Below are 21,399 nucleotides of genomic sequence, written 5' to 3'. Positions count from 1 at the left end.
GTGGGCGGTACGTGATCAGACCCGACCCCAGAGGGCGGGGACGTTCGGCGGTTCCCATCCGGTCAGCGAGGTGTGACCTTGGATGCACTTGTAGGTGAGGCCGTCGTAGGACACCAGCGCGCCGGTCGCGTACGCCGTGTTGGGCGCCCACGGGGTCGCCGTCGGTGGGGTGGTGGGCGGGGTGGTCGGTGGTGTCGTGGGGGGAGTGGTGGGCGGTGTCGTCGGTGGGGTGGTGGGCGGCGTGGTCGGCGGCGTCGTGGGCGGTGTGGTGGGCGGGCCGCTGCAGCCGGGGGTCTCGGCGTTGACCGAGTTGACGACGGCGTTGAACAGGGTGACGGCGGGGTCGAGCGCCTCGAGGGAGTACATCATCGCGCCGGCCAGGCCGTTGCAGTGCTGGAAGTCGGCCTTCGCCTTGATGGATTGGGCGTTGTCCCCGGTCCAGAAGGTTCCGTTGCGGTAGAACCAGGACGCCTTCGTGGTTTCGTCGAAGAACGTTGCCGATGGGCTGTCGACGAACCCGACGAGCTCCTTGTAGAAGGAGACACCGGGGACGTTACCGCTCAGCGCACTGCCGTCCGCGGGTGCCGTGGCGGTCTGGTACTTGCCGTTGGCGGTCGCGGGGACACCCTTCCATCCCCTGTAGTAGAAGGGGTATCCGATGGTCAGCTTGTTCGCCGGGAACCCGCCGGGGATCCCGTACGCCAGGTCGCCGGTGGTCCACGCCTTCACGGCTCCGTCGATCGAGTACTTGGCCGTGCCCGGCGGGATCGGCGTACTGGGGTCGTCCGGGGCGGCGTACAACGGGTCCTGGAAGTTGGTCGGCCCGGTCGCCTCCCAGCCGCCGTGCATGTCGTACGTCATCACGTTGTTGTAGTCCAGGTACTGACCGATCTTGTCGGTCTCGATGGTGGCGATCTTGTCCTGGCCGGCCGGGGTGGCGGCGGTCAGGTAGTAGCGCCTGCCGGTCTGGTTGCCGTAGGCATCCAGTTGGGCGCGGAGTTCGGCCAGCAGCAGGGTGAAGTTCTGCTTGTCCGCCGGGCTGTAGTGGTTGCCGACGTGGCCGTTCGGAGAGCCCGGGTACTCCCAGTCGATGTCGATGCCGTCGAAGATGCCGGCGCCGCTGCCCGGGCCGCCGAAGCCGTCGATCACCGGCAGGTCGCCCTTGAGGAACATGTTCACGCAGGAGCTCACGAACGCCTTCCGCTTGGCATCGGTGGCGGCGGCGTCGGAGAAGTACTTGGAGTAGGTCCAGCCGCCGATCGAGATCAGGATCTTCAGGTTCGGGAACTGCGCCTTGAGTTTGCGCAACTGATTGAAGTTGCCCTGGATCGGCTGGTTCCAGACGTCGCCGACGCCGTCGACGCTGATGTCGGCGCCGTACGACTTGCCGTAGTCGGCGAACGCGTCACCGGCGCCGTCACCCGCGTTCGGGTTGTTCTCGTCCTGCGACGCGGCCTTGTTCGACATGTTGCAGGTGTGGTCGGTCGGGTGGACGTTGGCGAACGCGTAGTTGAGGAAGTCGAGCTTCCCGGCGGCGCCGGTGGTGATCAGGTTCTTCGGGTAGAACCCGTTCGCGTAGATGCCCCACTGGGTGAAGTAGGCGGTCTTGACCCCGCCACTGGTTGCTTGGGGGGCGGCTTGGGTTGCTGTTCCGGCTGTCGCCGCGTTGATGCCGGCGGCGGCGATCAGTGCGGTGGCGGCGACTGCCGCCGTGGCGGCGAGGGTACGCAGTCGGCTCATGGGCGGGCTCCTCCGGAGCGGATTTAGTTAAAGACGCTTCGAAAGGAACCGTAGCCGTTCTGGGCGCGCGGGTCTCCGGCTGACTGTGGCGGATTGCCGCTGCTGACGGAAACCCGACAGGGTGTCGGGAGCCGCGGCGGCGCTTTGCCATCGTCCGGGCCGGGATTCCTTTGTCCACAGGGATTCAGATGGTTTCTGAGCAAACGGATTGTCGCGGCACCTTCTAGGTATGGAGACTTCACTGACGCCGGTGTCGCCGGTCCTGCTGGCCACTGCCGACGAGATGCTGCTCGACGATCTGCTTCGCCTCACCGCCGCGGCCGAGGTGACCCCACAGGTGGAGATGGACCTGCTGGGACTGCGCCGCTGCTGGCAGTCCGCCGTCTTGGTGGTGGTCGGCCAGGACTTGGCCGAACCGTTCGCCCGCACCCAGCCCGTCCGGCGGCCAGGTGTGGTGGTGGCAGCGGTCGACGCCGACGACGCGGAGATCTATCGACGGGCGCTGTCCATCGGCGCCGAGAATGTCCTCCTGCTGCCGGCCGACGAGGCCGCGCTGGGGGACAAGTTCGCCGACACGTTGGACGGCGGGGTCCGGGCCGCGACGACGCTCGCCTTCGTCGGCGGGTGTGGCGGTGCGGGTGCGACCACGTTGGCCGCGGCGGTCGCGGTGACCGGGAGCAGACGTGGGCTGCGGACGATGCTGATCGACGGCGATCCACTGGGTGGCGGGATCGATCTGGCGCTCGGCAGCGAGACGGGTGACGGAGCGCGGTGGCCTGGCTTGCTCAATGCCGCCGGCCGAGTCAGCGCCGCCGCGTTGCGGGCTGCATTGCCAACGGTGGATGGGCTTGCCGTGCTGTCGTGGGATCGCTCGGATGTGACGGCCCTGCCGCCGGAGGCGATGCGATCGGTGCTCAGCGCGGCCCAGCGAAGTAGTGATCTCGTCGTGGTGGATCTACCTCGCCGCGCTGATCCTGCGGCCGAAGAGGCGTTCGTTCGGTCGAGATGCACGTTGCTCGTGGTGCCTCGCGATGTCCGGTCCTGTGCGGCTGCGGCTCGCCTGGTCCGGCCGCTCCGGGAGGTGGCGACCGATCTGCGGGTGGTTGCTCGCGAGCCAGGTCTCGGTGGTCTGTCTGCCGTCGACGTGGCGGAGCACCTGTCGTTGCCACTCGCGGCGCGGTTGCGGTTCGACCGGGATTTGCCGGCGTTGATGGATCAGGGCCGCTTCGATCCACGGCCGAGGGGAGCACTCGGGCGGACGGCTGGAGAGTTGCTGGACTTGTTCGGTCTCCACGGATTGGCCGCGGCATGAACGTCCCGGGCGAACTCCTGGAGCGAGTGCGCGGGACGTTGGCCGCGCAGGGGTCCGAACCAACGCCGGCTCGCGTCGCCGCTGCGTTGCGGGCCGACGGCGAGGTCTTCGGTGATTCCACGGTGCTTGCCGTCGTCGAGGAACTGCGCCGGGAGAGTCTGGGTGCGGGTCCACTCGACGGGCTGCTGGCCGAGCCCGGGATCACCGACATCCTGGTCAACGGTCCGAACGAGGTCTACATCGATCGTGGTGCCGGGCTCGAGCGGATCCACTTACGCACGGGCGACGAACCCGCGGTACGACGCCTCGCGACTCGGTTGGCGGCTGCCGCCGGTCGCCGGTTGGACGACGCCACGCCGTATGTGGATGTGCGCTTGCCGGACGGGACCCGGTTCCATGCGGTGTTGTCGCCTGTGGCCGCGCCCGGTACGTGTCTGTCGCTGCGGGTGCCGTCGCGGAAGGTGTTCGGGCTGGAGGACTTGGTCGCGGCGGGGACGCTTCCTGCCGCGGGTGTTCCGGTACTGCGCGATCTGCTGGACGCACGGTTGGCGTTCCTGATCAGCGGGGGTACTGGTTCGGGTAAGACCACGTTGCTGAATTCCCTGCTCTCCATGGTCGACACGTCCGAGCGGTTGGTCGTGGTCGAGGACGCGAGCGAGTTGCGACCTGATCACCCGCACGTGATCCGCCTGGAGGCCCGGTCGGCGAACGTCGAGGGCTCGGGCGAGATCACCCTTCGCGAGCTGGTCCGGCAGGCGTTGCGAATGCGTCCGGACCGTCTGGTGGTGGGCGAAGTCCGGGGAGCCGAGGTCGTGGACTTGCTGGGTGCTTTGAACACAGGTCACGAGGGCGGCTGCGGTACGGTCCACGCCAACTCGGCCTCCGACGTACCGGCTCGCCTGGAAGCTCTGGGCGCACTGGCCGGGCTAGGGCGAGATGCCGTCCACAGCCAGGTCGCGTCCGCTTTGCATGCGGTGATCCACCTGTCGCGCGGCCGGGACGGCATACGCCGCGTCGCCGAGATCCGGGTGATCACCCGCTCGTCTGACGGCCAAGTGCTGACCCTCCCCGCCGTCCGCTTCATTGCCGGAGGCAATCTAGAACTGAGCGACGGCGCCTCCCGCTTCACCCAACTCCTGGCAGGCGCCGCATGAACGCCCACCGTCCTCGGCGCCGGGTGAGTGCCGCATGAACGCTCGCTTCCTCGCCGCCCTGATGGTTCTCGTAGCAGTGCTGGCACTCATACCGCCCCGAGGCCGAGGACTACACCGTCTGGCTGCCGCCTCGACCCCAACCCGACGCCCATCCCGCGGCGCCGCCGCGTTCGCCGGCTCCGCCAAGCGCCGCCTCCAGGTAGTGGCCGCCGCCATCATCATCGCTCTGGCCATCGGCCTGTCCCTCGGCCTGCAGTTGGTCGTCTCCGCCCTGGCCGTCGGCGCGATCGTCGCCGTGATCACCACCCAGCGATCCGCCGCCCGACACCGCGCCCTGGCAACTCAGCGCAGGACCCAGATCATCGAAGCCTGCGACGTCCTATCCGCCGACCTCACCGCAGGCCGCCCTCCCGCCGAAGCCCTCGAAGGCGCCGCCACCATCTGCCCCGACCTGACCCCTGCCGCCACCGCGGCACGCTTGGGCGGCGACGTACCCGCAGTCCTGGACCTGGCCGCCGAATCCCCAGGCGCCGAGTCGCTCAAGTCCCTCTCCGCAGCCTGGCAAGTAGCCGAAGAGTCCGGTGCCTCCCTCGCTGCCACCACCGAACGCCTCTCCACCACCCTCCGCTCCGACGAAGCCATCCGCCGCCAAATCACCACCAACCTGGCCGGTGCCCGCACCACCGCCCGCCTGCTGGCGATCCTGCCCCTCTTCGGCACCGCTCTCGGCTACACCCTAGGCGCCGACCCTCTCACCTTCCTCACCACCACCCCACCCGGCTACCTCTGTCTGACCCTCGGCCTGGCCCTAGCCACCACCGGCCTCCACTGGACCAACCACCTAGCCACCCTCCGCTAACCCACCCTGCCCCGAGGCCCCCGACCGCTGACCTGTCTGGAGACGACCTTGTCTACTTCCGCGCTACCTGCCGCACTCGCCGCCGGGCTCGCGATTGCTCTTCTCTTACCCGGCAGACCTGGTCCACGCCGTCTCGGTCGCAAGCGAAGTCCTGCAACCCGTCTGCAGCTACCCACCGGCCTCCGCAAGTCAGCAGCCGTACCCCGCAACCACCGATTGGTCGCCACCGCCTGCGCCATCTGCGGTCTGCTCCTATTCGGCCTTCCACTCGGCGCGCTAGCCGCAGCAGCTGCGTACTACTTCATCCCCCTCGCGCTCAGCAGACTCGAACCCGCCGCAGTCCGCCGCCGCAAAGCCCAAATCTCCGCCGACCTCCCACTCGCAGTCGACCTCCTCGCTGCCTGCCTACGAGCCGGCCGCCCACCCCAAGCAGCAGTAGGAACAGTCAGCCGAGCTCTCGACGGCCCACTCGCCGACCTCCTGGCCGAAGTAGAACGCCGCCTGGCCCTCGGCGTCGGCCCCACCGACGCCTGGTCGGCCCTCCTCGACGAACCACCCTGCGCGCCCTTCGCCCGTGCCGTCCGCCGAGCCCTCGACTCCGGCGCCCCACTGGCCAAGACCCTCGAGCTCCAAGCCGACGACACCCGCCAAGCCCACCGATGGACGATGGAAACCCAAGCCCGCACAGTGGAAACCCGTGCCGTTCTCCCCTTGGGCCTCTGCTTCCTCCCGGCGTTCATCCTGCTCGGCATCGTCCCCACCATCGCCCACACCCTGGAGACCACGATCCCGGGCCTATCCCGCTGACGACTCCGAGCCCGCAGCCAGCAGCACCTCCGCCACACTCGTCCGCGCATACAGAACGACGCGCCCAACCCGGTGCGCAGTCACCAGCCCACCCGCCCGCAACACCCCCAGATGCTGCGACACCCCACCCGCCGTAAGCCCCACCAACTCCGCCAGTTCTGTCGTCGACCGCGGCCCATCCAGCCGCCCCAGAATCGCAGCCCGCGACCGCCCCAACACCCCCACCACCCCACCGCCCCCAACCCCGGTGCCGGCCCGGCCTGCCTCCCACAGCGTGCCGATCCCGCGAGCCGGATAGGTCAGCGTCGGCTGCCACGGCGGAATCGTGCTCGAGTACACCGTCGGCCACACAAACGCGGACGGCGTCAACAGCAACCCCTCCCCGGCCAGCTGCCGCACCCCCTTGAACCGCCGATGCCGGATATGCAGCGCCCCCGCCCGCCACCTCACCGACTCCGCGAGATCATCGAACAACCCAGCCGGTCCCGCCTGCGCGAACCGCCGCCCGCGATACAACACGTCCCCCTCCAGCAACGCCCGGATCCGCCCCCAGTACGGCGCGATCGCCAGCTCCCAGTACGCCGTCAACTCACCGGCCAGCCGATCCACGCCCGCCACCGGATCGTCGTACAGGTCGACAATGGCAGCAGACGGCAGTTCCCCGGGTCTGGCCCGTTGGAGGCGTCTCGGAATTGTCGCGTCTTCCAACGACCCGATCGGATTCCGACGCGCGTAGGCCAGTACGTCGAGATCGGCGCGAACCTGGTGACCCGGCACTCGCCGTAGCGCGGCCAGGTCTGTCATGAGATCCGGCAACGGACTCTGCGGCGGCGGAGTGAGGAAATCCGCCACGTACCAAACCCGCGGATCGACCAGATCGAACAGCAACCCGAGCTCGACCCCGGCTTGGCCCAGCCGTGTCTTCGTGCTCTCGGCCCACCCCGAGTGAAACCGGTGAGCCCGGGGTGTCTTCAGCAGCCGGATGCTGGCGACGACCTCCCAGAGCGGTGAGATCGCCAGCCGTGTCCGCGCCAGATCCTCGACCGTGAAGCTGATTGTCAGCATCTGCCGTCCTCCGATGATGATTTAGCTCAGCCTAAATCAATTCCGGACCATCGGTCCGGCTCCGACGATGGCCGGGTATGGGCGGCGTGGCTCCCGTCGCCGCGCGGCCCCGAGGAGAGGATCACCATGGACTTCCAAGCCACCCTGAAGATCGGCGAACTGAACGTGCACCGCCTCGGCTTCGGCGCGATGCGGCTGACCGGCTATCGCCCGTACGCCGACCGCGCCGACGCGATCCGGGTAGCCCGCCGAGCGGTCGAACTCGGCGTCGACTTCATCGACACCGCCGACGCCTACGGCATCGGGGCCAACGAAGAACTGCTCGCCGAAGCCCTTCATCCGTATGCCGACGGGTTGGTGATCGCGACGAAGATCGGTCACACCCGTCCGTCGCCGGGCGAGTGGATCCCGCTCGGCCGGCCGGAGTACTTGCGCCAGGCCGCCGAGCTCTGTCTGCGCAGACTGAACCTCGACCGGATCGATCTGCTCCAGCTCCATCGTCTCGACCCCAAGGTCCCGATGGCCGATCAGTTGGGTGCACTGGCCCAGCTGCAAGCAGAGGGCAAGGTGCGTCACCTCGGACTGTCCGAGGTCACGGTTGCTCAACTGGAGGAGGCTCGCCGGCAGATTGAGGTCGTCAGTGTGCAGAATCGCTACAACCTCACCGATCGCGAGCACGACGAGGTCCTCGACTACTGCACCGCTGAGGGAATCGCCTTTATTCCTTGGCTTCCCATCGCGAATGGTGGCCACGCGACCTCATCGCTGCTGACCAAGATCGCGGCCGAGCTCGACGCCACACCGGCCCAGGTTTCGCTGGCCTGGCTGCTGCATCGCTCACCTGCGGTGGTTCCGATCCCCGGCACCAGTTCGGCGGCTCATCTCGACGAGAACGTCCGGGCTGGGCTTCTTCGGCTGACGGCGGATCACCTGTCCCGCTTGGATTCGCTCGGCCGATAGTTGTCCCCAGGTTCGAAATCTCCTTCTGCACAAGGGCATTTCCGACTGCACCTTGTCAGTAAGCCGTTCCGGACTGGCCGGGATGGCAGACCGGGAGGTTCGGCAAATGTCCAAGGTCCTCGTCCCCGTATCCCGTCGCCGGCGCACCGAGCGCGGCGCCATCACCGCCGAGTATGCGGTCACTCTGGCCGCGGCCTGCGGGTTCAGCGGCATCCTGATCGCGCTGCTCAAGTCCGAAGCGATGATCTCGGTGCTGAAGGCAATCATCAACTGGGCTCTCCAGGCCGCCGGCGTAGACGGCGTCCAGGTCTGACATGCCCAGCGACTCCGGCCGCGCGGCCCCTCACCGCGCGGCCGGGCAGTCGCCGCGAACGGAGGCGATGAGATGAACCGCAAGCAAGAAACACACGGGGCGCGTCGCGGAGGCCGTTGGGCACGTGGCGGAGAACGTCGCGCCTGTCACGGAGGAGGTCGGGCCCGTCAAGGAGGACGCCGCCGCGCCGAGGAGGGCACCGTCACCGCGGAGGTGGCGATCCTCTTACCGATGCTGATGGCAACAATCGTGTTCGGCTTCTGGGTCGTCGGCGTCGTGACGGCGAACGTCCGCAGCGTGGACGCAGCCCGCGATGTTGCCCGCGCGGTCGCCCGCGGCGAGTCCCCCGAGGCCGCCCGATCAATCGGCGAACGGGCCGCACCACCAGGCGCCCTGGTCGAGATCACCCGCGATGGCGACTACATCCACGTCACCGTCACCACCAGCAAGACGCCCGACTGGCCCCTCTTCAAGCAGCTCCCCGCAATCCCCGTCGAAGCCAAAGCAACCATCCGCAGCGAACCAGGTGAGGACCAACTCCCATGACCCACTACCTCAGGCAGCGACACCGTCATCGCGTTCGCAACGAGCGCGGCGCGGGCACGCTGCTCATGCTCTGGGTAGCCCTCGCGTTCCTCGGCGCCGGCCTTCTCGCCGTCCCCTGGATCGTCGTCTCACTCGGTTCCCACAGAGCCAACACCGCCGCTGACCTCGCCGCCCTCAGCGCCGCCCAAGCGATCCAATCCGGCGACCCAGACGCCTGTAAGACGGCCCGCGAGATCGCCACGGTCCACCACGCCGAGGTAACCCAATGTGCCGTCAACGGAGAAGTGGTCAGCCTCACGGTCGCCGTACACCTCCGCCTAGGTGCCCTAGGGACGCCCACCATCCACACCAACTCACGCGCCGGCCCAGTGACCGAGATCGCGGCGGATCCTGGTGGAGCAGACTGGGCAGATGACGGATAACGACCTCCACCTGATCGTGGTCGACGCGGCGAACGTGATCGGCTCGCGGCCCGACGGCTGGTGGCGCGACCGGGCCGGCGCGGCTCGCCGCCTCCTGACCAGCCTGACCGTGTACCAGCAGCACCCCGACACTCACGCCGATATCACCGTCATCCTCGAAGGAGCCGCCCGAGCCGCCGCCAACCCTCCGACCGCCGCCGACCGTCCATCTGCCGCCGGCCCTCCAGCCGTCGGCAGGCCGCCAAGCGCCGGCTCGCCTGACCAGCCGTACGGCGAGCTGGACATCGTCCTGGCATCCGGTTCAGGCGACGACACCATCGTCGACGTCGTCCGTGCCGCTGCCGACGAACACCAGGGTCGCCCGATCTCCGTGGTCACCGCCGACCGAGCCCTCCGCGCACGGGTAGAAGCCCTCGGCGCCACCGCCGCAGGACCCCGCTGGCTCCTTGATCGCCTGCAGTAACCCAACGCCGGTCAACGGTTCAGCATCCGCGTCGGCGGAGCAGCCCACGCACCCTAAGCACCGGTACGCGTGGTTGGTCTGCTGTTGCCTGGATAGTTGCTTTCGCGCCGGATTGTGGGAGGGGGTTGGGGTACAGAGCCGGGTGGACACGTCCTACGTCGGTGGGGGTTGTGGACCTGTCGGGGTGTTGGGTCGCGATCTGGTCGCAATCTGGTAGAGATACCGCGTTGATGTGGACGGGACATGTGGTGCGGCTCCATCATCGTCAACCGAAGTCCTGCTCTCATCCCTCCCGGACGCACTTCCCCGGCGCCCGGACGGTCACCCCGGAGGCTCGTTTGCCCGACCGCATCCGGCTGCTGCTGGTCGACGACCAGATCCTCAGTCGCGGCGTTCTCAGAAGCGGTCTGGAACGCGAGCGAGATCTGGAGATAGTCGCCGAACTGGCACGCACCGAGGATGTGGTGGGAGCCGCGAAACGACATCGCGCCAACATCGCTCTCGTGGACGCCGACGGGCCGGGGTACGACAGCATCAACGTGACGACCGAGCTGCGGACGTCGATGCCCGAGTGCCGCGTCGTCATGCTGACCACGTACGGTCGGCCCGGACACCTCCGGCGCGGTCTGGAAGCGGGTGCGAAGGGGATCGCCCTGAAGACCAGCCCGGTACCGCAGCTCGCCGACGCGGTACGCCGGGTGCACCTCGGGCTTCGGGTCGTCGACGCCAACCTGGCCGCCGAGACGTTGACCTATACCGAAACTCCTTTGGACAGAGGCGAGACGGATACCCTGCGCGCGGCCCGCGAAGGTGGTTCCGTCGCCACGATGGCGCAGAAGCTCGACGTCTCCGAACGCCTGGTCCGCAACCGACTCTGGTCCGCCATCGGCAAGACCGGCGCTCGCACCCGGGCCGACGCCATCACCATCGCCGAACGCAACGGCTGGCTCTTCGACTGAGTCAGATCAAATATCAACAACCTCAGTCCCGCCGACTACCTGCACTCGGTACACGTGCGGTCGGCGCTGGTTCAGGTGTGGAGGGGGCTAGTTGCTGAGGGCTATGAAGTTGCCGGTGTGGTCTACCAAGGTGTGGCCGCCACGGTGAGCGGCGGGGAGGGTCTCGGCGGGGGTGTGGATGGGGTGGCGGGTGCCGTCAGGGGAGATCAGGACGGTGTTGGGGGCGCCGAGGACAACGAATTCGTCGCCGTTGCGGAGGAGTACGGGGGCCAGGTAGCCGGCGGAGATTGAGGTGCGGCCGGCGGCCAGGGCTTCGAGGGTGGCGGTGACCAACTCGTCGGGGGTGGAGGCGGCGGCGTCGATCGCGATCCAGGTGGTGGGGGTGCCGGGTGGGCTGAGTGACGACGGGTTGTGCCAGTCGCTGCCGCTGATCGGGGTGGTCGTGGTGAGGCCCCACGCTTCCCACCAGGCGATGGGACCACCCCAGCGGCGGTCGAGCCAGGAGGAGTGCCAGATCTCGGCCAGTGAGGGATGAGCCGCGCCGAGTGGCTGGCGCCAGGAGCAGTCGCCGCCGAGGGGGTGGTTGATCGACAGCAGGCCGCCGCGGCGGTCCACCTCGGCGACCCACTCGGCTGCGGGGCGGCGGAAGTCGATGCTGCCGATGGGGCCGAAGGCGTTCGCGTGGCCGGACTCGGTGGTGACTTCCTGGCCGCGGATCAAACCGATGCCGAAGCGCGAGCCGACGGACGGAAGCTCCCGGTGGTGTGCCGACGTGTTGTGGTCCGTGCAGGCGAGGACGTCCAGGCCGGCGGCGACGCCCAGCGCTGCGAGGTTAGCGATCGGGGTGGAGCCGTCGGAATGCAAGGAGTGGGCGTGGAAGTCCCCGGCGATCCACCGCAGACCATCGGCAGCGGGCAGTTCGCGCCGCGGCGGCCGAGCCGGTACTGCGACCGCGGCCGCGGCAGCCTCGTACTCCGCGAGCCCTGGAACCACCGAAACCGGCCCAGTGACGGCCTCGACGATCAGCTCAACCCCTTCGACCGGCAGACGATGCAGACCGAGTACGACCCACCAGGTGCCCGCCTCCAACTCGCCGGCCAAGTACCCAGGCGTCGCATCGGACGGTGTGATCGCAAAGGTCTGCCGAGCACCACCCGACCAACCGCGCCAACCATCAGCACCCTCGCATCCGAGGTCGATCACCACGCCCTCGACAGCTGGCACTGTCAACATGACCAACAACCCCGGACAGTCAGGCGGTACGTCGACCGGCAGCGAGTGCCACACCGACTCCGCCCGGTCGTCCAGGGTCCAGCGTCGCCGATACGTGGTGACAGCCATCAGCCAACGGCTGCCGGTTGCTTGGCAAGCAGCTCACCGGACTCGCGGTCGTACAGCAGCACCCGTTGCTCCGGAGCTGTCAGTACTACGGACGTCCCGGGCGCCGGCTCGCTCTCCTCCGGCACCGTGACCCCGATCAACGTGCCGCCGCAGTCCACCGACACCAGCGACGAAGTACCGAGGTTCTCCGCGACCACCACCTCGCCCCGCAGAGACGGCCCATTCACGTCACCGTCAGACAACGTCAGGTACTCCGGCCGCACGCCGACCGTCACCTCCGCCCCGGCCGGCACCGAACCAGTAGCAGCCGGCAACGACCCGTTGGCGACGGACACCGAACCACCATCGGATACCGCAGCCACAGCCCCGTCCAGTAGGTTCATCGGCGTCGACCCGATGAAGTTCGCCACGAACGTGTTGGCCGGCCGGGCAAACACCTCCCGCGGCGAACCGAGCTGCCGCAGCCGACCGTTCTGCATCACCGCGATCCGATCCGCCAGCGCGAGCGCCTCGGCCTGGTCATGCGTGACGAACACGGTCGTGATCCCAAGATCGCGCTGCAGCTTCTTCAGGAACGTCCGCGCCTCCAGCCGCAGCCGCGCGTCCAGGTTGGACAGCGGCTCGTCCAGCAGGAGCACCTTGCCCTCCGACGCGATCGCCCGGGCCAGCGCGACACGTTGCTGCTGACCGCCCGACAGCTGGCCCGGTCGCCGTTCGAGCAACCCCTGCAACGACAACTCCGAGGACGTGCGCCCGGCGGTCGCAGTACGGGTGGCGGCGGCGACTCGGCGTACCTTCAGTGGGTAGGTGATGTTCTCGGACACTGTCATGTGCGGGAACAGGGCGTAGTCCTGGAAGACCATCGCGACGCCGCGCTTGCCCGGCTCCATCCGGGTCACGTCGGCCACGTCGATCCGGACTGTGCCTTCGGACGCGTTCTCCAGCCCGGCGATCGTCCGCAGCAACGTGGTCTTGCCACACCCCGACGGCCCGAGCAGGGCGAAGAACTCGCCATCGGCCACGTGCAGGTCGAGGCCGTCGACAGCGCGCACGCCGTTCGGGTAGACGGTCGCCAGGCCCTCGATGTCGATGCCGGCCATCAGCCCCCCATCCCTTCTCGACTCGGCAGCCCTTCTCGGTTCAGCATCCCGCCATGCCTCAACTTTTGATCCCTCCGTGGAAGCGGAACCCGTATCGCGAGTTCACCAGCAGATACAGCACGACGACCGGGATCGAGAACAGCAGCGAGAAGACCGGGATCACCGTGAGGTTGGCGCTGCCGCCCTCGTCGGTGAAGGTCTGCAGCAGCACCGCGCCGGGTTGCAGCTCGATCGACCGGATCAGCAGGAAGGGCACCAGGAAGTTGCCCCACGAATTCACGAACGCCCAGACCATGATGGTCGCCAGACCTGGCCGCGCGACCGGCAGGACCACGTCCCGCAGGATCTGCCCGGTGGAAGCGCCGAAGACCCGCGCCGACTCCTCGTACGACTTCGGCACCGCGTCGACGAAGTCCTTGAGGATGAAGATTGCCGCCGGCAACAGCCCGCCGGTCATCACCAGCGCCACCCCGAACCGAGAGTCGATCAGCCCGAGCTGGAACATCATCACGAAGATCGGCACCATCGCCGCCGTCCCGGTCACCACCGACGACAGCAGCAACAGCCCGTACAGCAAGGCATCGCGACCAGGGAGCCGCACCCGCGACAGCGCATAACTCGCCAGCGCGGCGAAGGCAGTCACAGCCGCAGCCGTCGTCACGCAGATGATGAGCGAGTTCACCATCGAGTGCAGCGCATACGGATGCGACAGGGTCTTGCGGACGTTGTCGAGCGTCCAGTCCGGCCACCGTACGCCGAGTCCCGGCGACGAGTCGAACGGCGCGGACGCGATCCACAGCATCGGGATCGCGAAGAACAACGTGATCGCGCAGATCAGGACGTAGAACCCGATCCGCCGGACGACGTAGGCCGGAGTCACGAGCGCCTCCTCAGCAGCCGCAGGTAGAGCAGCGCGACCAGCAGGTTCGCGATCAGCAGCAGGAACGAGATCGCCGACGAGTAGCCGAGCTCACCGCCCTGCAGGGCCACGTTGTAGATGTAGACCGGCACCGTCTCGGACTCGTGGTTCGGCCCACCCTTGGTGAGCAGGAACGGCGAGAAGTCGTTCGCGGTCCACAGCGAGATCAGCAGCGTGTTGGTCAGCACGTGGCCGCGGATGTGCGGGAACACCACATCGCGCAACGTCTGCCATCCGGATGCCCCGACCATCCGGGCGGACTCCAGTTGTGACGGCGGTACCGCCTGCAGCGCCGACGAGTAGAGCATCATCGAGAACGCCGTACCCCGCCAGGTGTTGAAGATGATCAGGCAGGCCATCGGGTACTCGATCAGCCAGGCCGTCCCCTGCGTCCCGAGGATGCTGTTCAACGTCCCGGTGTCCCGGTCGAAGAACGCGATCCACAGGTAAGCGACCACCGTCGACGGCAGGATCCACGCGAGCAAGACCAGGGCCTCGACGGTACGCCGTACCACTGGCCGCGCGCGTCGCATCGTCCAGGCCAACGCGAAGCCGAGGAAGTTCTGCCCGATGATCGCCGAGCCGAGCACGAACAGCAACGTCAGCCAGAGGGCGTTGTGGAAGAGCGCGTCGTTCAGCGCCCTCGTGTAGTTCGACAGCCCGACGATCGACGGCGAGACGGCCTCGACTCCGGTCAACCGGTAGTTGGTGATGCCGATGTAGATCGTCCACAGGGCCGGGAAGACCAGGAACGCGCCGATCAGCAGCAGGGCCGGCGCGACGAAGCCGAAGGCCCGGCCGATACCGAGTCCCGCGACGTCCTGGGCCGGGCCACGGACCCGTGCCGGGCGCCCCGGCACGGGTTCAGTTGTGGCTGACATCAGTTGGTGGTGACCTTGTCCTTGCCGCCGGCGGCCGCCTCGACGGCGGTCTCGTAGGCCTTGCCCGCGTCGTCGACCGACTTGCCACCGACCACGTCCGCGGTGGCCTGCTGCAGCGCCGCCGAGATCCTCGGGTACTCCGCCAGGCCCGGCCGGTACTGCGTGATCGGCAGCACCTTGGTCGCGACGAAGTTCAGCATCGGGTCACCGGCCAGCACCTTGGCGTTGACGTCGGTCCGCTGGGTGATCTTGGCGGCACCGTCCAGCCCGGCCTCGACCATCTCGGCCGAGTTCATGAACTGCAGCAACTCCCACGCCTGCTGCGGGAACTTCGTGTTCGGGTTGATCGCGGTCGCACCGCCACCGGACATCGAGACGAAGTCCTGGCCCTTGACCCCGGCGCCCGGCTTGCTGGCCGGGATCAGCGCGTAGCCGACGGCGGTGTCGCGATCGGCCATCTTGGCGACGCCCTCCTTGGGCTCCACCACGCTGCGCCAGAAGTAGTCGCCCTCGAACAGGATGCCGATCTTGTTCGCGGCGAACTCGGCGAACGACTTGTCCCGGCCCTTCGCCTCGCGCTGCAGCACCGGGTCACCCAGACCGCTGCCGTAGATCTGCTTGTAGAAGTCGAGCACCTCGCGGATCTGCGCGCTGTTGCCGAGCCACTTGCCGTCGGTGTTGATTGTCGCGCCGGTGCCGACGAGCATCGGCAGCACACCCTGCATCGTGGTCGCCTCGCCCATCGCCGTACCGCCGTTGAGCTGGATCGGGGTGACGCCCGGCAGCTTCTTCAGCGCCTGGCCGGCGGCGATGATGTCGGCCCAGGACTTCGGCTGCCAGTCGGCCGGCAGACCCGCCTGCTGGAAGAGCTTCTTGTTGAAGTAGATCACCCGGCCGTCGGTGCCACCCGGTACGCCGTACCGCCGGCCCTCGAACATCCCGAGCTGCTGGACCGACTCGGGGATCTGCTTCCAGCCGTCCCACTCGTCAACCTTGGCGGCGTCGCCGACGGTGTCGGTGAGCGGCTTGATGTATCCGGCCTGGGCGAACTCGCCGACCCAGATGCCGTCGATGTTGATCAGGTCGGGACCGGACTTGTTCGACAGGTCCAGCGACAGCTTCTGCTTGTACACCTCGTCGTCGGAACCGTCACCCTGGAACTTGACCGTGACGTCGACGCCCTTGGCCTTCTGCGCCTCGACGAACTTGGGGATCAGCACGTCCTGCGTGAAGGTCGCGCCGGCGCTGTTCTTGCCACCCTTGACCGAGTTCGCGCCGATGGTCAGCTCGACCTTGGTCGCCTCGGCGTTGCGGTTCGCGTCCTGGTCCCCGCTGCCCGAGTCCGACGACCCGAGACAGCCGGTCAGCAGGACAAGGGCGGCCGCGCCCAGGAGGGCCGGCGGGGTCAACCGCGAGATTCGTCGCATCAGGGGAACTCCTAGCGGGGGTCTGTGCAGTGCCGGTTCACGATGGCACTCGGAGGCGGCTTTGTGAAGACTTTTCCATGGAGCGTAAGAAAACGTTGTCAACTTTCTTGCACTTCCGTTGCCGTCGGCCACCGTGTCAAGTCGGATGCAGGCGGCAAGCATTGCGAAATAGTTAAAGCTCACTCGCAGTTTCGCGTCAAAGAGTAGCTCGCTAGATACACACCGTGACAGCGGCGGGTACCGTCAAAGCCGATCGGATCAGTGGAACGGAGGTGACGGACATGGGGCTCGTACACGGACTCGCTTGCCTTCTCGACGACCTTTTCGATCACTGCTACTGGCACTGCTGGTGGTGATCCCGAGGCGGTGACCACGGGCTCCCGCTGACGCGCAAGCAGCGGGCAACCGGAACCACCGCTCCACCCGGTTCATCCCTCGAGTGAAAGGACGGTTCATCCGTCGAGTGAAAGGAAAGGGGCGGCCCCGACATCGTCGGGGCCGCCCTCCTCTGTGCGGCAGATGAACCTCCCGATCAGCGCCGGGCCAGCTCCATCATCTGCTTCGGCAGCACCTCCAGCTGGCCTGGGATCGGGGTCTTGCCCCGGACCAGTTCCAGCAGGCTGGACGCGGCGTTCGCGATCGGCAGCGGCAGGGCCAGGCCCAGAGACGCCAGCAGCGCGTTCACGAGTGCCAGAACCGCACCCAGGATGTCCAGGCCGGGCAGCGGGAGTGCCTTCCAGCCCTGGTTCGGTGTGCCCGCGGCAGAGAAGCTGCCGGTCGGCTGGGCGTTCTTCTCCATGCCCTTGCCGAGCAGCGAGCTGAGTGCCATTCCGCTCGCCGCGTTGACGAAGGACCCACTGGCCTCGTCGTAGTTCCACTTCTGGCCGTCGCCGTCACGGCACGGCAGCACCAGCACCGGCGCGTTCGCCGGCGTGGCGACCAGGTCGGAGCCGGTGTCCAGGCAGGCCCCGGTCTTGGCAAGGGCGCCACCGACGCTCTTGCTCATCGCGACCTGCAGCTGGCCCTTCGGCGTGTAGATCCACTGCTGGGTCTTGCCCTCCTTCCCCGGAGCGCAGGCCATCATCACCGCCATCGGGACCTTCTCGGCGGCGACGAAGGTCAGGCAGTAGCGGGTGTCGGCGCTGCTGGCGATCTGCTTCACCGCGCCGACCTGGACAACGCCGGACGGTGGCTCAGGTGCCGGAGTCGCGGCCTGGGCCGGTACGGCCGTGGCCAGTGCGACGCTGACGGCGAGAACCGCCACGCCGGTGCGACTCAACAATCTACGGATGATCAAGACAACCTCCAGAGGTCGTGCCATCTCGCGGCGTCAGGTCGTCGGGACCCCGTGACGCGGAGCGGAGCGGCTTCCGGGAACCGCGGATACACCCTTTGCGCGTAGGGCGAACCACGGGTCGATCCCCCGTGAGGAGGCGGTATGGCCCGGAAGGCCGGCTGTGACTCAGCGCGACGTTGACGCCACGACCAGTAATGCACGGGCCTGCCGGAGGTGGGTACGTCTATCCCGCGTCACTTGATGCCAATGGCAACTAACTGCCAGCGATATTTCGTTGCGCAAGGCATCGAAATCTGGTCGTCGGGTCGCTGTGTTGTCGCTGTGGGTTGTTCGAGACACTCCTGTGGGCAGGTACTTGAAGGGAAAGGTGAAAGGGCTTCAGTGCGGCTGCTTGGTTTCGGTGCCGTCGGCAACAATGCGCGGCTCGTCATCCGCCTCGGCAGTGGGTTCGGCCTCGCTGTCGCGGCCTGAGTCGGGGCCTGTGTCGCGGGCCGTGTCGCCGGTCGTGTCGACGGCTGTGTCGCCGGTGGGTGCGGGCTCGACGGCTTCCGGTCCGGCCGCGGCCCGCTGGCGGAGCTCGCGGACCTCCTTGCGCCGGCGCCAGCCGCGGCCGAGGCCCAGCTTGGTCAGCCACAGCCCGACGGCGGCCGCGATCCCGACAGCCGCGCCGAGGAAGAACACCGTCGTCACCCCGACGCCGAAGTCGACGCCGAAGACCTCCATCTTGGTCGAGGCGCCGGACGAGACGGAGACGCCCAGGCCGAACAGCACGGCGAGAACGATCAGGACGATTCCGAGAACGACCATGATTTGCTGCCTCTCTCCCAGCAACTGGTGCTGGAGCGGTCAGGCCTCACTGCCGAGTAATGCGGTGAGCAGCGCCACGGCGCCGCCCTTGTCGAGTGGGTTGTTCCCGTTCCCACATTTTGGCGACTGTACGCACGACGGGCACCCGTCCACGCACTCACAGTGTGCTATCGCCTCACGTGTCGCGGTCAACCACTCGCGGGCCGCTCCGTATCCGTGTTCGGCGAATCCCGCGCCGCCGGGGTGGCCGTCGTACACGAAAACGGTCAGGCAGCCGGTGTCGGGGTGCCGGGCGGTGGAGACGCCGCCGATGTCCCACCGGTCGCAGGTCGCGAACAACGGCAGCAGCCCGATCGACGCGTGCTCGGCGGCATGCGCGGCCCCCGGTACGTCGTACAGGCCGAGCTGGGCGACGACGGGGTCCGGCATGGTCCACCAGACAGCCTTGGTGCGGAGGGTGCGCTCGGGGAGGTCGAGGGGCTGCTCGTCCAGGACGTCACCCGTGACGAGTTGCTTGCGCTGGAACGAGATCACCTGGCTCGTCACCTGCACCCAGCCGCGGGACAGCTCGGCCGATCCCCAGGCGGTGGTGTCCTCGGTGGCCAGGATGCTGATCTCGGTGACATCCCGGGCGAAGGTGGTGTAGTCCGGTGAGGCCTGTTCGACGATCGCCGCGTGGCCCTCGAGGTCGAGACTCCGGACCAGGTACGACTCGCCCGCGTGGACGTAGACAGCGCCGGTGTGCACCGATGCGTGGGCGGAGCCGCCGTCGACCGTGCCGAGCAGCCGGCCGGTCTGGTCCTCCACGATCTGCACCGTCTTACCGCCGGCCGACCGGATGTCGATGGCGTCGACGGCGCGCTCCCGCCGGGTCCAGAACCACCCGTGCGGCCGCTCGCGGAGCAGACCCTGACGGACGAGCTGGCCGATCACCGACTCGGTCGTCGCGCCGAAGATCTCGTAGTCGGCCGAGGTCAGCGGCAACTCCTGCGCGGCGGCGCACAACTGCGGGCCGAGGACGTACGGGTTCTCAGGGTTGAACACGGTCGCCTCGACCGGACGCCCGAAGATCGCCTGTGGATGCCGGACGAGGAACGTGTCCAGCGGGTCGTCGCGCGCCACCAACAGGGCGAGCGCGTCGCCTCCGGATCGCCCGGCCCGTCCCGCCTGCTGCCAGAGCGACGCCCGAGTCCCGGGCCAGCCGGCCAGCAGCACCGCGTCCAGCCCGGCGATATCGATGCCCAGCTCCAACGCGTTGGTCGCGGCCACCCCGGTCAGCTCGCCGCTCTGCAGCATGCCTTCGAGTCGTCTGCGCTCCTCCGGGAGATACCCCGCCCGGTACGCCGAGACCTGGTCGACCAGCGACGGATCCACCTCGGCAAGGTTGTCCCGGGCGGTCAATGCGACCGTTTCGGCCCCACGCCGGGACCGGACGAAGGCGACCGTCCGGACTCCTGACACCACGAGGTCGGTCAGCAGATCGGCGACCTCAGCCGTGGCGGAGCGGCGTACGGGGGCGCCGTTCTCGCCGGTGAGGGAGGTGAGCGGCGGCTCCCACAGGCCGAAGGAGATGCCGCCGCGCGGGGAGCCGTCCTCGGTCACCTCGACCATCGGCAGGCCGGTCAGGCGTTCACCGGAGACGGCCGGCTCGGCGACGGTCGCGGAGGCGCAGACGAAGATCGGGTGCGCGCCGTAGTGGGCACAGATCCGGCGGAGCCGGCGTAATACGCCGGCCACGTGGGCGCCGAACACACCTCGATAGTGGTGGCACTCGTCGACCACGACGTACTGGAGGCAAGCGAGGAAGCGGGCCCAGCGTTGGTGGTTCGGCAGGACGGATCGGTGCAGCATGTCCGGATTGCTCAGGACATAGGTGGCGTGGTCGCGGGCCCAGTCGCGCTCGGTCCGCTCGGAGTCGCCGTCAAGTGTCGTCGGCCGCAGGCCCGGCACGGTGAACTGCGAGATCGCGCGCAACTGGTCGTGCGCCAATGCCTTGGTCGGGGACAGGTACAAGACGGACGCGGTCCGCCGATGGGGTGACGCGGCCTGCGCGATGCTCAGCGTGGCGAACGCAGGCAGCAGGTAGCCGAGTGACTTCCCCGAAGCCGTGCCGGTGGCAACAACGACGTGTTGCCCGCTGTACGCCGCTTCGGCGGTGGCGACCTGATGACTCCACGGCTCGACCACACCGGCATCAGCCAGCTGGGCGAGCACATCTGGCGGCACCCAGCGTGGCCAGGGCCCGGTCTGCCCTGCCCGGGGCGGCACGGACTCCACGTGCGTCAGCCGCTCGGCGCGGCCTGGTCCGGCAGCGAGCCTCTTGAGCACAGTGGCCGCCTCACTACCCATGGCAACGACCCTAGCGCCCCGCGTCATAGGCTGCTCGGACAATGCGTCGACGGGCGCCGGATGCACGGTCGAATGCACAGGTCCGGTGCGTGTGCTGATGCACAAGGGATTTCGGCCAGGTAGGTCGACGTGGGATGAGCTGGGATGAAAGAGTTTTCGGACACGGCCCTTCTCACGGTCCGTACATGGTTGAATGCAGCAGTTCATGCCGATCGGAGGCCGAAGTGGATCTGTCGCTGACGACACGTCCTGAGGGCGGACGTACCGTCCTCGAAGTGGGCGGGGAGATCGACGTCTACACCGCGCCCAAGCTCCGCGAGACCCTGGTCTCGCTCGTCGACGCGGGTCAGTACGACCTGGTCGTCGACCTGGAACGCGTGGAGTTCCTGGACTCCACCGGTCTCGGCGTCCTGGTCGGCGGACTGAAACGGGTACGCACTCACGAGGGTTCGCTGACCCTGGTCTGCACCCAGGAACGGCTGCTCAAGATCTTCCGGATCACCGGGCTGACGAAGGTCTTCGAGATCCACCCCGACGTCGCCTCGGCCACCTGAACCGGTCCAGCCGAATCCGAAAAGGTGTCCCTGTCATCACCCTGGGTGATCCGCTTGCCTGAGGCCTCGGGTATGGCGTAGACCACCCTGTCGTCAGGTCTGGTCGGATACCGGTTAGAGTGAC

21 protein-coding genes are annotated in these 21,399 nt (G+C 68.0%); 11 read left to right on the top strand and 10 right to left on the bottom strand.

Annotated elements, in window-relative coordinates:
* Window positions 1-15: 15 nt before the first annotated feature.
* Complete coding sequence (locus EV643_RS11665) at window positions 16-1,740, bottom strand: glycosyl hydrolase family 18 protein (protein WP_133800017.1); 1,725 nt, start codon at window positions 1,738-1,740, stop codon at window positions 16-18.
* Between the two features lie 229 nt (window positions 1,741-1,969).
* Between EV643_RS11665 and ssd the strand changes: the two genes are divergently transcribed.
* The 4 genes from ssd to EV643_RS11645 are packed head-to-tail and all read left to right on the top strand — an operon-like array spanning window position 1,970 to window position 5,872.
* Window positions 1,970-3,052 (top strand): septum site-determining protein Ssd, encoded by a 1,083-nt coding sequence (gene ssd, locus EV643_RS11660; RefSeq protein ID WP_133800016.1) that lies wholly within the window; start codon window positions 1,970-1,972, stop codon window positions 3,050-3,052.
* Window positions 3,049-4,206, top strand: coding sequence for a TadA family conjugal transfer-associated ATPase (locus EV643_RS11655; RefSeq protein WP_133800015.1), 1,158 nt, complete (start codon window positions 3,049-3,051; stop codon window positions 4,204-4,206). Before ssd ends, EV643_RS11655 begins: the two co-directional genes overlap by 4 nt.
* A gap of 34 nt (window positions 4,207-4,240) precedes the next feature.
* The gene (locus tag EV643_RS11650) at window positions 4,241-5,065 is read left to right on the top strand and encodes a type II secretion system F family protein (protein ID WP_133800014.1); all 825 of its coding nucleotides are present in this window, start codon (window positions 4,241-4,243) and stop codon (window positions 5,063-5,065) included.
* A gap of 48 nt (window positions 5,066-5,113) precedes the next feature.
* A complete protein-coding gene (locus EV643_RS11645; protein WP_238165516.1) occupies window positions 5,114-5,872 on the top strand; it encodes a type II secretion system F family protein in 759 nt (252 codons plus the stop codon).
* Here the strand turns inward: EV643_RS11645 and EV643_RS11640 are convergent.
* A complete protein-coding gene (locus EV643_RS11640) occupies window positions 5,861-6,937 on the bottom strand; it encodes an ArsR/SmtB family transcription factor (RefSeq protein ID WP_133800013.1) in 1,077 nt (358 codons plus the stop codon). The two genes, EV643_RS11645 and EV643_RS11640, sit on opposite strands and share 12 nt — an antisense overlap.
* Window positions 6,938-7,063: 126 nt before the next feature.
* Here EV643_RS11640 and EV643_RS11635 point away from each other — a divergent pair, with 126 nt between their 5' ends.
* The 6 genes from EV643_RS11635 to EV643_RS11610 all read left to right on the top strand — a co-directional run bounded on the left by EV643_RS11635 (window position 7,064) and on the right by EV643_RS11610 (window position 10,600).
* Window positions 7,064-7,897, top strand: a complete 834-nt coding sequence (locus EV643_RS11635) for an aldo/keto reductase (protein ID WP_133800012.1) — start codon at window positions 7,064-7,066, stop codon at window positions 7,895-7,897.
* Between the two features lie 106 nt (window positions 7,898-8,003).
* Complete coding sequence (locus EV643_RS11630; protein ID WP_133800011.1) at window positions 8,004-8,210, top strand: DUF4244 domain-containing protein; 207 nt, start codon at window positions 8,004-8,006, stop codon at window positions 8,208-8,210.
* A gap of 72 nt (window positions 8,211-8,282) precedes the next feature.
* On the top strand, window positions 8,283-8,756 hold the full coding sequence (locus tag EV643_RS11625; RefSeq protein ID WP_305000395.1) for a TadE family type IV pilus minor pilin: 474 nt from the start codon (window positions 8,283-8,285) through the stop codon (window positions 8,754-8,756).
* The gene (locus EV643_RS11620) at window positions 8,753-9,178 is read left to right on the top strand and encodes an Rv3654c family TadE-like protein (RefSeq protein WP_133800009.1); all 426 of its coding nucleotides are present in this window, start codon (window positions 8,753-8,755) and stop codon (window positions 9,176-9,178) included. Before EV643_RS11625 ends, EV643_RS11620 begins: the two co-directional genes overlap by 4 nt.
* Window positions 9,168-9,641, top strand: coding sequence for a hypothetical protein (locus EV643_RS11615; RefSeq protein WP_133800008.1), 474 nt, complete (start codon window positions 9,168-9,170; stop codon window positions 9,639-9,641). Before EV643_RS11620 ends, EV643_RS11615 begins: the two co-directional genes overlap by 11 nt.
* Window positions 9,642-9,979: 338 nt before the next feature.
* A complete protein-coding gene (locus EV643_RS11610; RefSeq protein ID WP_238165515.1) occupies window positions 9,980-10,600 on the top strand; it encodes a response regulator transcription factor in 621 nt (206 codons plus the stop codon).
* Window positions 10,601-10,687: 87 nt separating this feature from the next.
* Here EV643_RS11610 and EV643_RS44115 read toward each other — a convergent pair whose 3' ends face one another.
* From EV643_RS44115 to EV643_RS11570, 8 genes are all read right to left on the bottom strand, one after another.
* Window positions 10,688-11,941, bottom strand: a complete 1,254-nt coding sequence (locus EV643_RS44115; protein ID WP_166665412.1) for a CehA/McbA family metallohydrolase — start codon at window positions 11,939-11,941, stop codon at window positions 10,688-10,690.
* Window positions 11,941-13,041 carry an ABC transporter ATP-binding protein gene (locus EV643_RS11600; RefSeq protein WP_133800006.1) on the bottom strand — a complete coding sequence of 367 codons (1,101 nt, stop codon included), beginning with the start codon at window positions 13,039-13,041 and terminating at the stop codon, window positions 11,941-11,943. The genes EV643_RS44115 and EV643_RS11600 overlap by 1 nt, the downstream gene beginning before the upstream one ends.
* 58 nt (window positions 13,042-13,099) lie before the next feature.
* Entirely contained in the window at window positions 13,100-13,921 is an 822-nt protein-coding gene (locus EV643_RS11595) for a carbohydrate ABC transporter permease (protein ID WP_133800005.1), read from the bottom strand.
* Complete coding sequence (locus EV643_RS11590; protein WP_238165514.1) at window positions 13,918-14,841, bottom strand: carbohydrate ABC transporter permease; 924 nt, start codon at window positions 14,839-14,841, stop codon at window positions 13,918-13,920. The genes EV643_RS11595 and EV643_RS11590 overlap by 4 nt, the downstream gene beginning before the upstream one ends.
* The gene (locus tag EV643_RS11585; RefSeq protein WP_133800004.1) at window positions 14,841-16,268 is read right to left on the bottom strand and encodes an extracellular solute-binding protein; all 1,428 of its coding nucleotides are present in this window, start codon (window positions 16,266-16,268) and stop codon (window positions 14,841-14,843) included. The genes EV643_RS11590 and EV643_RS11585 overlap by 1 nt, the downstream gene beginning before the upstream one ends.
* Window positions 16,269-16,800: 532 nt before the next feature.
* Entirely contained in the window at window positions 16,801-17,565 is a 765-nt protein-coding gene (locus EV643_RS11580) for a ricin-type beta-trefoil lectin domain protein (RefSeq protein WP_166665411.1), read from the bottom strand.
* A 378-nt stretch (window positions 17,566-17,943) separates the two neighbouring features.
* On the bottom strand, window positions 17,944-18,372 hold the full coding sequence (locus tag EV643_RS44830; RefSeq protein ID WP_202869514.1) for a hypothetical protein: 429 nt from the start codon (window positions 18,370-18,372) through the stop codon (window positions 17,944-17,946).
* Window positions 18,373-18,411: 39 nt separating this feature from the next.
* Window positions 18,412-20,721, bottom strand: coding sequence for a DEAD/DEAH box helicase (locus EV643_RS11570; RefSeq protein WP_202869513.1), 2,310 nt, complete (start codon window positions 20,719-20,721; stop codon window positions 18,412-18,414).
* 224 nt (window positions 20,722-20,945) lie between these two features.
* Between EV643_RS11570 and EV643_RS11565 the strand changes: the two genes are divergently transcribed.
* The gene (locus tag EV643_RS11565) at window positions 20,946-21,275 is read left to right on the top strand and encodes an STAS domain-containing protein (RefSeq protein WP_133800001.1); all 330 of its coding nucleotides are present in this window, start codon (window positions 20,946-20,948) and stop codon (window positions 21,273-21,275) included.
* Window positions 21,276-21,399: the final 124 nt, after the last annotated feature.

Origin of the sequence: Kribbella caucasensis (genome assembly GCF_004361855.1) — a bacterium.
Taxonomy (GTDB): Bacteria; Actinomycetota; Actinomycetes; order Propionibacteriales; family Kribbellaceae; genus Kribbella; species Kribbella caucasensis.
Note: the sequence above shows the minus strand (reverse complement) of the source record. Positions and strands in the feature narration are given on the sequence as shown.

What these genes read in the sequence shown, in the direction of transcription:
- EV643_RS11665 (WP_133800017.1), bottom strand. Translation starts at nt 1,740, where the DNA reads ATGAGCCGACTGCGTACCCTCGCCGCCACGGCGGCAGTCGCCGCCACC.
- ssd (WP_133800016.1), top strand. Translation starts at nt 1,970, where the DNA reads ATGGAGACTTCACTGACGCCGGTGTCGCCGGTCCTGCTGGCCACTGCC.
- EV643_RS11655 (WP_133800015.1), top strand. Translation starts at nt 3,049, where the DNA reads ATGAACGTCCCGGGCGAACTCCTGGAGCGAGTGCGCGGGACGTTGGCC.
- EV643_RS11650 (WP_133800014.1), top strand. Translation starts at nt 4,241, where the DNA reads ATGAACGCTCGCTTCCTCGCCGCCCTGATGGTTCTCGTAGCAGTGCTG.
- EV643_RS11640 (WP_133800013.1), bottom strand. Translation starts at nt 6,937, where the DNA reads ATGCTGACAATCAGCTTCACGGTCGAGGATCTGGCGCGGACACGGCTG.
- EV643_RS11635 (WP_133800012.1), top strand. Translation starts at nt 7,064, where the DNA reads ATGGACTTCCAAGCCACCCTGAAGATCGGCGAACTGAACGTGCACCGC.
- EV643_RS11630 (WP_133800011.1), top strand. Translation starts at nt 8,004, where the DNA reads ATGTCCAAGGTCCTCGTCCCCGTATCCCGTCGCCGGCGCACCGAGCGC.
- EV643_RS11625 (WP_305000395.1), top strand. Translation starts at nt 8,283, where the DNA reads ATGAACCGCAAGCAAGAAACACACGGGGCGCGTCGCGGAGGCCGTTGG.
- EV643_RS11620 (WP_133800009.1), top strand. Translation starts at nt 8,753, where the DNA reads ATGACCCACTACCTCAGGCAGCGACACCGTCATCGCGTTCGCAACGAG.
- EV643_RS11615 (WP_133800008.1), top strand. Translation starts at nt 9,168, where the DNA reads ATGACGGATAACGACCTCCACCTGATCGTGGTCGACGCGGCGAACGTG.
- EV643_RS44115 (WP_166665412.1), bottom strand. Translation starts at nt 11,941, where the DNA reads ATGGCTGTCACCACGTATCGGCGACGCTGGACCCTGGACGACCGGGCG.
- EV643_RS11600 (WP_133800006.1), bottom strand. Translation starts at nt 13,041, where the DNA reads ATGGCCGGCATCGACATCGAGGGCCTGGCGACCGTCTACCCGAACGGC.
- EV643_RS11590 (WP_238165514.1), bottom strand. Translation starts at nt 14,841, where the DNA reads ATGTCAGCCACAACTGAACCCGTGCCGGGGCGCCCGGCACGGGTCCGT.
- EV643_RS11585 (WP_133800004.1), bottom strand. Translation starts at nt 16,268, where the DNA reads ATGCGACGAATCTCGCGGTTGACCCCGCCGGCCCTCCTGGGCGCGGCC.
- EV643_RS44830 (WP_202869514.1), bottom strand. Translation starts at nt 18,372, where the DNA reads ATGGTCGTTCTCGGAATCGTCCTGATCGTTCTCGCCGTGCTGTTCGGC.
- EV643_RS11570 (WP_202869513.1), bottom strand. Translation starts at nt 20,721, where the DNA reads ATGGGTAGTGAGGCGGCCACTGTGCTCAAGAGGCTCGCTGCCGGACCA.